Source organism: Catenovulum sediminis (assembly GCF_007289895.1).
GTDB lineage: Bacteria > Pseudomonadota > Gammaproteobacteria > Enterobacterales > Alteromonadaceae > Catenovulum > Catenovulum sediminis.
Map to the genome: position 1 here is coordinate 104569 of NZ_CP041660.1, position 12144 is coordinate 116712.

Annotated in this window: 8 protein-coding genes; 1 reads left to right on the forward strand and 7 read right to left on the reverse strand. The window is 40.0% G+C overall.

Translation table 11 applies throughout. The features are described from left to right. Positions 1–11 precede the first annotated feature (11 nt). The 7 genes from FNT16_RS00480 to FNT16_RS00510 form a co-directional block, all read right to left on the reverse strand. Positions 12–2708 (reverse strand): response regulator, encoded by a 2697-nt coding sequence (locus FNT16_RS00480; protein ID WP_143869702.1) that lies wholly within the window; start codon positions 2706–2708, stop codon positions 12–14. A 45-nt stretch (positions 2709–2753) separates the two neighbouring features. Next, complete coding sequence (locus FNT16_RS00485; RefSeq protein WP_143869703.1) at positions 2754–5135, reverse strand: TonB-dependent receptor; 2382 nt, start codon at positions 5133–5135, stop codon at positions 2754–2756. A 232-nt stretch (positions 5136–5367) separates the two neighbouring features. Continuing rightward, positions 5368–6735, reverse strand: coding sequence for an adenylosuccinate lyase (gene purB / locus FNT16_RS00490; RefSeq protein ID WP_143869704.1), 1368 nt, complete (start codon positions 6733–6735; stop codon positions 5368–5370). Between the two features lie 12 nt (positions 6736–6747). After that, positions 6748–7380, reverse strand: coding sequence for a high frequency lysogenization protein HflD (gene hflD / locus FNT16_RS00495; RefSeq protein WP_143869705.1), 633 nt, complete (start codon positions 7378–7380; stop codon positions 6748–6750). A gap of 11 nt (positions 7381–7391) precedes the next feature. Continuing rightward, on the reverse strand, positions 7392–8492 hold the full coding sequence (gene mnmA, locus FNT16_RS00500; RefSeq protein WP_143869706.1) for a tRNA 2-thiouridine(34) synthase MnmA: 1101 nt from the start codon (positions 8490–8492) through the stop codon (positions 7392–7394). A gap of 58 nt (positions 8493–8550) precedes the next feature. Then, the gene (locus tag FNT16_RS00505; protein WP_143869707.1) at positions 8551–9000 is read right to left on the reverse strand and encodes an NUDIX hydrolase; all 450 of its coding nucleotides are present in this window, start codon (positions 8998–9000) and stop codon (positions 8551–8553) included. Between the two features lie 46 nt (positions 9001–9046). Next, positions 9047–9667, reverse strand: a complete 621-nt coding sequence (locus tag FNT16_RS00510; protein WP_143869708.1) for an rRNA large subunit pseudouridine synthase E — start codon at positions 9665–9667, stop codon at positions 9047–9049. Between the two features lie 229 nt (positions 9668–9896). Here FNT16_RS00510 and FNT16_RS00515 point away from each other — a divergent pair, with 229 nt between their 5' ends. Next, positions 9897–12125, forward strand: a complete 2229-nt coding sequence (locus FNT16_RS00515; protein WP_143872822.1) for an NADP-dependent isocitrate dehydrogenase — start codon at positions 9897–9899, stop codon at positions 12123–12125. The last annotated feature ends 19 nt before the right edge of the window (positions 12126–12144 follow it).

The window sequence follows — 12144 nt, forward strand, 5'->3', positions numbered from 1 at the left end:
CATTAGCCCATTCACTGTTGCGCTATTTGCTCAACGATTATTTGCTTGAGTTGACTAAATTCGATGGGTTTAGCAGCATGAGCATTTATGCCATTTGCTATGTAGGTTTCTACATCTTCTTTTACTACATTTGCTGTCAGCGCGATGATAGGGATATTCGCAATTGTTTTATTGTGATTTTGCCGAATGATTTTTGTTGCTTCTAAACCATCTAGTACCGGCATATGAATATCCATTAAAATAACATCATAATTGTGTTTTTTTTCCAAGAGTTCGATACATTGTTGCCCGTTCTCTACCACATCAACATTTACCCCCTGATTAGTTAACATGGTTTTCACTAGTAATTGATTAATTTCGTTATCCTCAGCGACAAGTATATCTAAACCTGATAGAGAACATACATCACTCTCTGGCTTCCGGCCTGCCCCGCCTATTGCGACTGTACTTGCAATAACATCGAACAATCGAGATTCAAGGCAAGGCTTTTGTAAAATAGCTGATATGGGTAAATCCATTGCTGCACTTTGAATAACATTTAGATCATAGGCTGAAATGACAATTATTTTTGGCAATCTTGCCAAATTTAAAGCCAGCGCCGATTGAATAAACGCTTTTCCATCCATCTCAGACATGGTCCAATCGAGTAAAATTAAATCAAAATGCGCTTGTGCTTGTTTTAACTGTTGCAGCGCATACTTTGCAGATAAAGTTGACGTCACCTGAGCCTTCATTTTCGTCAAAGACTTATCTAAAACTTCAAGTGCAGTATGATTATCTTCTATCAATAAGACAGATACTGTTTTGTGGAATGTTTTGTTGAATGTTTTGTTAGCCAAATCTTGTTGAACGACATTCGTATTGCGTTTTAAACGAACTATTGCGGTAAATGTACTCCCCACACCCTCTTGGCTTTGGGCAATAATTTTTCCCCCCATCAGTTTGCATAGTTGTTGACTAATGGTTAGTCCTAACCCAGTCCCACCAAATTTTCGAGTGGTCGATGTATCCGCTTGAGTAAAAGCTTGAAATAGATTCTTTAAGCTTTCAGGCTTCATACCAATACCCGTATCTTTAACGCTAAATTCAACTTCTTGCAACTCACTGTTTGTCTGCGTTGCATGCATATTGATGGTGACTTCAACTCGTCCTTTGTGTGTGAATTTAATCGCATTAGAGCAGAGATTAAGTAATATTTGATTGAGTCGAACTTCATCCCCTAATAAGTCCGGTTCAGCTATCTCACTTAGTTTCACAGTAAACTCAATGCCTGCTTCCTGAGCAGCATTTTCAAAAGAGGCATATAAAAAATCAATTATTTTAATAATCGAAATCGGTCTGGACTCTAATTCTAAATTACCCGATTCTATTTTAGAAAAATCCAATATATCATTGATTACCGTCATCAAATGTTTTGCAGACAGTTCCATTCTGTCTACATAGCCTGATTGTTTGCTATCAAGCTTAGAATGCCTTAATAATTGTGCAAAGCCATAAATACCGTTTAGTGGTGTACGGATCTCATGACTCATATTCGCTAAAAATTCAGCTTTAATCTGCGCTGACTTTTCTGCTTTGACGACTGCAGATTTTAACAATTTATTTTTTTCACTTAGCTGTGCTGTTTTACTTGCGACTAAACTTTCAAGGCGGTATTTTTGAGAAAGCATTAAATGAACAAACACAGCAGAAAAAACAGAAACAATACTGCCTAAAAGCAAAATACTAAGTAAAACTTCATCCGCTTTTTTGCCCAATTGATAATTAGGGGTAATTTTAAGTTGCCAACGATTACCAACAAGATCTAATGACTCACTAAATACAAATGGGTTATGAGTTTTATCCACGACTGTCTTTGTTTTAGCTATATCGGATTTAGATTCATTATTATCAGATTGTAGGGTGGCTGATTGTTTTGCAGAGGTTGAAACTTGCAGACTATTTTCGGGATATCGATACATATTTCCCAAATTATCAATAATTTGAAAAGAAAATAAATCAACCGATTCTTGAATAACCTGACTGGCCATCACATCTTCAACATACTGACTCGAAACAATAACCCCAGCTAAAGAAGTAGATCCGTTTTTCTCTTTTTTCACAAATGGATGGATATATATGAAAAAAGGTTTATCAACTATCCCTTCTATTGGCATCGATATACCGCTGATATAAGGTGCTTGCGATTGTAATACGGTATGTAACTTTGGACCTATTGGTGAATCTGGGCGGATGTTACGCCCATAAAAGTCGTTAATTTTAGGAGTCGGAAAACCATAAACAATAAAGTTATAATGTTGGTTGTGGACCGATGGGGGCATAACTTTTTGACCATTAATGTGGTCAAAAACTGCAAAATCTGCATATGAAAAAGCATTATTACGTTTTAAATTAGAAATATAGTCGTCTAAAGCATCCTGATGTATATGGGCAATCATTGAAATTCGCCGCCCTTTAGGAAAAATCGGAAAAACACGCTCAACAAATTCAGTAAACTCAGCCTGGCTCACCCAATCTGAAGAGCTAAATAAATTAGCAATAGAGGCAACCTGAAAATAAGAACGCTTAAACTCAGCTTCTATATCGCGAACTCTGGCAATTGCTAATTGTTTAAATTCTAGTTGCGCGTTACGCAACTCTTGCTGGTGTTTACTATGATATAGCCCATATGTAATGAATAAACCGACCAACAGAACCGCGACGCTCATTATTTTATTAGTCAAATTTTTATTAAGGCTGGGTAATTTGTTCACTTAGTCAAACTCGTATACAGCAGTCACGCCAATAGATTTATCTGCGCCCTGTGCGCATAAACGAACGGTTTCAGTCGCGGTTCCTGGAACTGCTGCTCTTTCACTACAATATGGCTCATCCAGAATATTTCTCCCCCAAATATTAACAGAATAGCGCCTAGCCTGACCAAAATAGTATTTGACCGAAAAATTTAACAAGCCGAACGCGTTTTGCGAAAAGTTACTTTGCCAGACATCTGTATGCTGACCGGCCAACGTGTGATGATGCTTACCTTTATAATGATAGTGTAACTTCAAATTAAGCTCACTGTTGGTAAAGAAAAATTCTTTCGACAAGGTGCTATTCAATGTCCATTTGGGCGCATTGGTCAGTTGATTACCCGTCACCACCTGATTTTGAAACGCTTCTTGCTGATCTGGCGGGATAGCACCTGCATCCAAGTGACCATCGGTTACTTGTGTATCTAACCATGCAATACCAAAGCGCACAGCAATTGCCCTTGGCAATAACCAATCAATTTCAACTTCAGCCCCTTTTGCCTGTGCTTGTGGTAAGTTAATTAACGAGGCAAACAATTGGGCTGGATTGCCTGGATTATAAACCTGAAAAAATTGATAATCCTGCCAGACATTTTTAAATACAGCGCCGTTTATACGCAGCTGATCCGCTAAAAATTGAGATTTCCAACCAAGCTCATAGGTAATCAGTTCTTCAGGTTGCACAATGCGATTCAGGGTTGATTGAAAAGCGGCGGTGGTTGGATTAGAGTTAACGGCTCCCATTTTAAAACCTCGGGATGCTGAAGCATAAACTAGCTTGTTCGTTGACAATTGATAACTCAGTTTAAAATGCCCTCCCCACTGATTAAATGTTTCATTAACCCTAGCAGTTGCCGCGAAACCATCATTTTCACGCACAAAGTTTTGTAATACAGTTTTCCCCGCATAGTCTGTCAATACTTGGAAGTTAGGATTGCCCAAACTATACCAACCTAAACTCCCAAGCGGAAATGGTTGCTCAGGTAAATCCATCATCATGCCGGCTGAATGCACATCTGGCGATAATTGTTGACGTGTCCACCGCAGACCTATCGAATAATTAAATTTATCTGCAAGGTGTTGATCATATTGCCCATATACCGAAAAGCTAGAAACATCATTTTCAAGCCATGCTGCTCTGTCAAACAACGGACCGCCTCCCGTATCGTCGACCGCATCATCAGGTCGACCTTGTGAGCCGGGATCAATATATGCAGCTTGTAATAAGTCGCCGCTGCTGTGATCGACTAAAACGCCAGCCAACCAGTTGTAAGAAAATGTGTTTGCCGATTGCAACTGAAACTCTTGTGAGTAATGTTGGGTATCGGTTGTATTATAGGTAATCGTTTGAAAAATAGAGGATGCTAACCCTTGCGCGCCCCAGTCGTCCATTCTCTCACTTTTGACCTGTTCAAATGCAGTAATTGAACTAAATTTAAACCAATTTAACGCCCCCTGAAACTTGATAAAAGCCGTTGTAAAATCGATATTATCTTTAGGTGACCGTAAAGCAGATCCGTTATAGGATAAATCAATCTTATCCAAGTTTATGATGCTTTCACCGTCTATTGGCGCCATAGGTGTTTTAACGGCTGTAACTTGCCTTTGTTGCCCAAGATTAATACCGCTTAATAGCTGCCAATTAGCATTAATCTGGTGTAACAGCTTAAAACGTAGGCCAAGCCTATCCATGTCATTAAACTTTGTGTTATTACCCTCTACTCTACTGGTTACTGTGCCATCACGTAAATGCTGAAAAACGGACATTCTAGCTGCAGTATCACTAGAAAATTGAATATCAGTCGCTAAATCAAGTTTTAATAAATTATCCTGACCGACTGTAAATTTAACAAAGCCGTTGTGATAACCGTTTAATCTTGGGCTTGGGGTCATGAGCTTAACCGCACCACCCGTTGTATTTTTGCCATACAAGGTATTTTGCGGACCGCGTAATACTTCAACTCTGTTGATATCATGCAAGGTAAAACCCGACAGCATAGGGTTTTGCAAAGCGACATCGTCTATGTATAAACCAATTGCAGAAACCGAAGATAAATTAAAATCATCCATGCCGATGCCACGGATAAAATAATTATGCTGCCCTCCAATAGAGTGCGTTACATTTAAATTAGTGATGTGTTGGCCAAGCTGCTCGGCATTATCTATTTGCAAATTGTTTAATTGTGCATTAGATAACACACTTAAAGAAATAGGCACTTGTTGGATAGACTCAATGCGTTTTTGCGCTGTAACTTCAATTACCTCTAGTGTATCAGAAGGTTCGGCAAACAATACTGGCACTACCGACAATTGAGCTATCAACACAGATTTGCGAAGCAACATAAACACTCGGTAAAAAATTCAAATACTAGAGGAAGTATATACGCAAATCTTTGATTGTGTTTTAATTTTGTTGAGTTAATACGACGCTCAAATAAAGGGCTGGTATTCGTTTTTAATAAACTTTGCTACCTGATCAAGCGCGAGCTGAAGAACTAAAATGAAAGGCTAGATACAACTAGATACAAGCAAATAATGCGGGCGAGCCCGCATTATTTGTATAATCAAATGCTGATTAGAGCAAATCAACTAATTTCTGAGCATCTCCGATATAAGTTGCTGGCGTTAGTTGTTTTAAACGTGTTTTTTCGCTTGCCGGTAGTTCTAAACCGTCGATAAATTCAGCCATTGCTTGCTGGTTGACGCGTTTACCACGTGTTAACTCTTTTAATTTTTCATATGGCTTTTCAATACCATAACGACGCATAACGGTTTGAATGGGCTCAGCTAGTAACTCCCAGTTTTGGTCGAGTTCATTTAATAAACTCTGCGCATTCACTTCAAGTTTACTGATACCTTTTAAGCTTGCCTGGTAAGCAATAATTGCGTGTGCAACACCAACACCTAGATTACGTAAAACGGTTGAGTCAGTTAAGTCACGCTGCCAACGGGAGATGGGTAATTTTTGTGCTAAATGATCAAAAATGGCGTTTGCAATACCCAAGTTACCTTCTGAGTTTTCAAAATCAATTGGGTTAACTTTGTGTGGCATAGTCGATGAGCCGATTTCACCAGCGACTGTTTTTTGCTTGAAGTGACCTAATGCAATGTAACCCCAAACATCACGGTCAAAGTCGATTAAAATCGTATTTGCGCGAGCAATCGCATCAAATAATTCTGCAATATAGTCATGTGGTTCTATTTGAGTTGTGTATGGGTTCCAACTTAAACCTAAACCAGTGACAAATTCTTCACTGATTTTGTGCCAGTCTAATTCAGGGTAAGCAGATAAATGTGCGTTATAGTTACCCACGGCACCATTAATTTTGCCGAGTAATTCAACGGCTGCAATTTGTTCACGCTGACGCTGCAAACGCATGTATACATTGGCCATTTCTTTGCCCATCGTGGTCGGCGAAGCCGGTTGTCCGTGGGTACGAGCCATCATACAAACATCACGGTATTCTTTAGCCATTCGATGTAATTCGGCTAAAATCTTGTCAATGTAAGGCAATACAACGGTTTCACGCGCTTCTTTTAACATTAACGCGTGTGACAAGTTATTAATATCTTCTGATGTACAGGCAAAATGCAAAAACTCAGTAACAGCGTGTAATTCTGGCTGTGTTTCTACTTTTTCTTTTAAGAAATATTCAACGGCTTTAACATCATGGTTGGTGGTGCGTTCAATTTCTTTCACGCGCGCAGCATCTGCTTCGGTAAAATATTCTACAATTTCGTTTAGCGCTGTGTTTGCTTCGTCAGAAAACGCTGGAACTTCTTTTATTTCAGCAATTTTTGATAATTGCTGCAACCAACGAACTTCAACCGTTACTCGGTATTTTGTTAAACCGAATTCACTGAATATGGAGCGAAGTTCGACTGTTTTGCTACCGTACCGACCGTCTACCGGTGATACTGCGGTTAAGCTGGATAATTCCATTGAAATCTCCTGTTAAATTGTAGAAATTTGTTGAAGAGCGTGCGCACTATAACGCACCCATTTTTGTCTGCGAAACAGAATATTGCGTCTTTGCCCGCCCAACTGGCGCCACAAAACCGCCGAGCGTAACGCAGATAATAATAGCGCCCGCACTTTATTCTGAACTAACCTTTGCTGTAATAGGTTTGGATTACCCATTACCTGAACTTTCGGACCAAGCGGGCTCACAACATCTTTGTAGATACCCGCAAAACCTTCTAATAACACATCATGCAATACGTCATAATGTGCAAGTTTTGAATCCATTAATGTGATTTCTTGCGCCAGTCTATTTAGCGCTCCTCGGCTTTTTGTTAATTTTCTTTCCAGCGTTAGAATGCTTAACACATAACGGGTTAACTCAGCATCTTTGACCTGAGCCTTGTGCCCTAATTGATCGTGAAGAATTTTTAAGCCATCAGCTAGGTTTTCTATTCCGGAATATACATCTTGTGTATCGTTTGGATTGGTATTTAAAACACTATTTAGCATAATTTCCAGTTTTGCTGAATCTAACTGGCCGCGACGTGCAATCGATTGCACGTAGTAACAGGACTGACAGACCCCCGCTAAAGCTAAAGTTTGGTCGTAGGTTACATCTGACATGAATATTTTGCTCACCGAATTAACGAATCAATAATTGCACCACCTAAACAAACCTCATTTAGGTAAAATACGGCAGATTGCCCTGGCGTGACGGCGGCAACAGGTTCAGAAAATTCAACACTAAAAGTATCGTCATCAATTTTATGTAATTTGCATTGAATGTCTGGTTGCCGGTATCTTGTTTTAACAGTACAGCTAAATTGATCAACAGGCCCGATGCGATCAACCCAGTGACATTGATTAACCACCATTCCTTGTGAAAAGAGTTTTGGGTGCTTACTGCCTTGAGCAACAATTAACACGTTACGCTCTAAATCTTTTTCTACCGTGTACCAAGGTTCCTCTCCTGCGTTTTTTAAACCGCCGATGCCTAAACCTTTACGTTGACCTAATGTGTGGTACATCAAACCTTCGTGACGACCAATTATTTCACCTTCAGTTGTTTCAATATTACCTGGCTGCGCGGGTAAATACTGTTGTAAAAAGTCTTTAAATTTGCGCTCGCCTATAAAACAAATGCCAGTTGAGTCTTTTTTATTAGCAGTCACTAAATCTTGTTCTTCAGCTATTTTGCGCACTTCTGGTTTTTCTAACCCGCCAACTGGAAACAAGGTTTGCGCAATATGTTCTTCAGCTAGGGTATACAAAAAGTAACTTTGATCTTTGTTATTATCTAATCCACGCAACATTTGCCAGTGACCGTCTTGAAATCTGCGCTGTACATAATGTCCGGTTGCAATATAGTCTGCACCTAGTGCATCGGCAGCAAAATCTAGAAATGCTTTAAATTTAATTTCTTTGTTGCACATTATATCTGGGTTGGGTGTACGGCCCGCTTTGTATTCGGCTAAGAAGTATTCAAATACATTGTCCCAATACTCAGCTGCAAAATTGACTGTGTGCAACTCTATACCTAACTTATTGGCAACCGCCTGTGCATCTTCCAGATCTTGCGCAGCAGCACAATATTCATCCGTATCGTCTTCTTCCCAGTTTTTCATAAACAGGCCTTCAACCTGATAACCTTGCTGTAGAAGTAAATAGGCAGAAACTGAAGAGTCCACTCCGCCAGACATTCCGACAATGACTTTTTTATCACTGTTATTCGACATGATGAGTTTTTTACCTGCAGCTTAAAAAAGGGCGCTATTCTAGCACTGTTTGTACCCGCTATAAATAACTCTGTACGCTTTCGAGTGGGATTCGTTTACCTGCCAAATAGTCATCTATGCAAATTTTAACCATATGGCTACGTAAGCTACCCTTTTTTTCTACAATTTGCGGATAAGTCATCCAATGTGCAGCAATAATGTCATCATCTTTCGGCGAGGTCGGCGGCAAGGTTTCGTCTTCTAATTCGATAATGTAACAAAACCGCAGATACTGAATGTTTTTTACCGGCACATAACTTTGATAGATCCCTAATAAAGCTTGCGGCATTAAGGATAGGCCGGTTTCTTCGTAAAGTTCTCTTTGTGCTGCGGCTAATAATGTTTCATTTGCTTCTAGATGACCTGCTGGCTGATTAAATACCGTTTTACCAGAGTCTATTTCTTCAACCAGTAAAAAATGATTTTGGCAAACAACGATACATGACACGGTTGTATTGGGTTTAAACATTGATTTATCCTTGGTTTTCGCTGTGTTACTGAGAGGGTTTTTGTTTTTAAAGAATTAATTTATGCCATTCACCGGGCTGTAAATCGCCTAATTTATAGTCAGCGATCTGACTGCGGATCAATCTTAGAGTCGGTAGTCCTACATGTGCTGTCATGCGTCTCACTTGGCGGTTTTTCCCCTCAAACAAGGTAATTTCTAACCAGTTGGTTGGAATATTTTGCCGCTCACGTATCGGAGGATTTCGCGGCCATACCTGCGGTTCGTCGATTAATCTCACTTTTGCAGGCTTAGTCATACCATCTTTTAACTGAACCCCGTTTTGCAGTTGCTCGATTTGACGTTTCGTGGCCAGCCCTTCAACCTGTACCCAATAAACTTTACCTTGCTTTTTGACCGGGTTAGCCAGTTGGTGTTGTAATTTTCCGCTATTGGTTAGCACCAATAAACCTTCTGAATCTTTATCTAAGCGACCCGCCGCATATACGTTGGGAACATCTATGAAGTCTTTTAAGGTTTTACGATTTTCATCGTCTGTAAATTGGCAAAGCACATCGTAGGGTTTATTAAATAAAACAACTTCTACCTGAGCCGGTTCAGGCCGTTTTGATTTGTTAACTGCGCTCTTTTTAACAGTAAAATTGCGATTTTTGGGACTAGTTTTTCTCATTTATTTCCAATATTCAATTTGTGCATATGCTAGCAAACATACGTGTTTATTGGCCTACCCCGCGATTTAGCCGATTCTGCGCACCACGTTGGTGAGAAGTGCCAAAATTCGTCTTGTAGTAATCCAGAAGCTTGCTAGAATCATTGCCATAAACATAACATGGATCCAGTTCTAGTGCTGCAATGATTGCTCTGAAACGCATTCCCAATAATTTTTAAAGGATATAATGATGACAACTGAAAGTTCTAAAATCATCTATACCATTACTGATGAAGCTCCGGCTTTAGCCACTTACTCTTTATTGCCAATAATTCAGGCATATGCCAAATCAGCTGGCATTGATGTAGATACTCGTGATATTTCCTTAGCGGCACGTATTTTATCTCAATTCCCTGATTATTTAGATGAATCTCATTTTCAATCTGACGATTTAAAAGAATTAGGTGAGTTAGCTAAAACACCTGAAGCTAATATTATCAAACTGCCGAATATTAGTGCTTCTATTCCGCAGTTAAAAGCCGCCATTAAAGAATTACAAGCGCAAGGCTATGCATTACCGGATTATCCAGATACACCGGCGAACGAAAAAGAAGAAGATATTAAAAAACGTTATGATAGCGTTAAAGGTAGTGCGGTAAATCCAGTTTTACGTGAAGGTAACTCTGATCGTCGTGCACCTGCATCTGTTAAAAACTATGCACGTAAAAATCCACATAGCATGGGTGCTTGGGATGCAAACTCTAAATCTCACGTTGCGAGTATGCAAGAAGGTGATTTTTATGGTAGCGAACAGTCTACCACCATCGAAAAAGCAGGTTCGGTTAAGATTGAATTAACCTCAACCGACGGCGAAATGACAATGCTAAAAGCCTCTGTGCCGGTTCTTGAAGGCGAAATTATCGATGCAGCGGTGATGAGCAATAAAGCTTTAAATGCGTATTTAGAAAAAGAAATCGCTGACGCTAAAGAAAAAGACATCCTTTTCTCGTTGCACATGAAAGCAACTATGATGAAAGTGTCTGATCCCATTATCTTTGGTCATGCTGTTAAATCTTTCTATCAGCCAGTGATTGAAAAATATCAAGATACCTTTGAGAAGCTAGGTGTCGATTTAAACAATGGTTTTGGTGATGTAGAAAGTCGCATCAGCCAGTTATCAGAAGCGGAACAAGCACAAATCAAAGCGGATATTAAAGCTTGCTATGATGCGCGTCCAGCCATGGCAATGGTTAATTCTGACAAAGGGATTACTAACCTACACGTACCAAGCGATATTATTATCGATGCCTCTATGCCTGCAGCCATTCGCTCATCCGGTAAAATGTGGGGCTCAGATGGTGGATTACACGATGCAAAAATGTGTATTCCTGACCGTTCATACGCAGGTGTTTATCAGGAAGTTATCGACTTCTGTAAAAAACACGGTGCATTTGATCCAGCAACCATGGGGAGCGTACCAAACGTTGGTTTGATGGCGCAAAAAGCTGAAGAATATGGTTCGCATGACAAAACTTTCGAAATTCCGGCTGACGGTATTGTGCGAGTTGTTGATCAAGACGGCAACGTGTTGTTGCAACATAAAGTTGAACAAGGTGATATCTGGCGCATGTGTCAGGTTAAAGATGCACCGATTCGTGACTGGGTTAAATTAGCAGTTAATCGTGCGCGTTTAAGCGACACGCCAGCTGTTTTTTGGTTGGATAAAAACCGTGCACACGATGCTCAGCTTATCAAGAAAGTTGAAGCCTATTTACCAGAGCATGATACCAGTGGTTTAGATATTCAAATTTTAGCGCCGGTTGATGCAACTCGATTCTCATTAGAGCGAATCAAAGCAGGCCAGGACACTATTTCAGTAACAGGTAACGTATTACGTGACTACTTAACTGATTTGTTCCCAATTTTAGAATTGGGTACCAGTGCAAAAATGTTATCAATCGTTCCATTAATGAACGGTGGCGGTTTATTTGAAACTGGCGCGGGTGGTTCTGCGCCTAAACACGTTGAGCAGCTAGTTAACCAAAACTACTTACGTTGGGATTCTTTAGGTGAATTCTTAGCACTAGCGGCTTCATTTGAGCATCTTGCAAACGTAAATAACAACGAGCAAGCGCGCGTGTTAGGTAAAGCATTAGACACAGCGACGGGCAAGTTGTTAGACAATAACCGCTCACCTTCTCGTAAATTAGGCGGCTTAGACAACCGTGGTAGCCATTTCTATATCGCTTTATACTGGGCACAAGAATTGGCAGCACAAAGCGAAGACAAGGCGTTAAGCGCGCTGTTTGCTCCTATCGCTGAAAAATTAGCGGCTGCTGAAGAAGTTATCGTGAAAGAATTGGTGGATGTACAAGGTGAAGCCACTGAGATTGGTGGTTATTACAAACCAAACGACGATTTAGCTTTCAAAGCCATGCGTCCTAGCCCGACCTTAAATTCAATCGTTGACGGTATATAATCAACCATTCATTTAGAAT

Bases quoted from the DNA above. Each gene is read 5' to 3' on its own strand.
- mnmA (WP_143869706.1), bottom strand. From the start codon at position 8,492: ATGTCGAATAACAGTGATAAAAAAGTCATTGTCGGAATGTCTGGCGGA.
- FNT16_RS00480 (WP_143869702.1), bottom strand. From the start codon at position 2,708: ATGAGCGTCGCGGTTCTGTTGGTCGGTTTATTCATTACATATGGGCTA.
- FNT16_RS00505 (WP_143869707.1), bottom strand. From the start codon at position 9,000: ATGTTTAAACCCAATACAACCGTGTCATGTATCGTTGTTTGCCAAAAT.
- FNT16_RS00510 (WP_143869708.1), bottom strand. From the start codon at position 9,667: ATGAGAAAAACTAGTCCCAAAAATCGCAATTTTACTGTTAAAAAGAGC.
- FNT16_RS00485 (WP_143869703.1), bottom strand. From the start codon at position 5,135: ATGTTGCTTCGCAAATCTGTGTTGATAGCTCAATTGTCGGTAGTGCCA.
- hflD (WP_143869705.1), bottom strand. From the start codon at position 7,380: ATGTCAGATGTAACCTACGACCAAACTTTAGCTTTAGCGGGGGTCTGT.
- purB (WP_143869704.1), bottom strand. From the start codon at position 6,735: ATGGAATTATCCAGCTTAACCGCAGTATCACCGGTAGACGGTCGGTAC.
- FNT16_RS00515 (WP_143872822.1), top strand. From the start codon at position 9,897: ATGACAACTGAAAGTTCTAAAATCATCTATACCATTACTGATGAAGCT.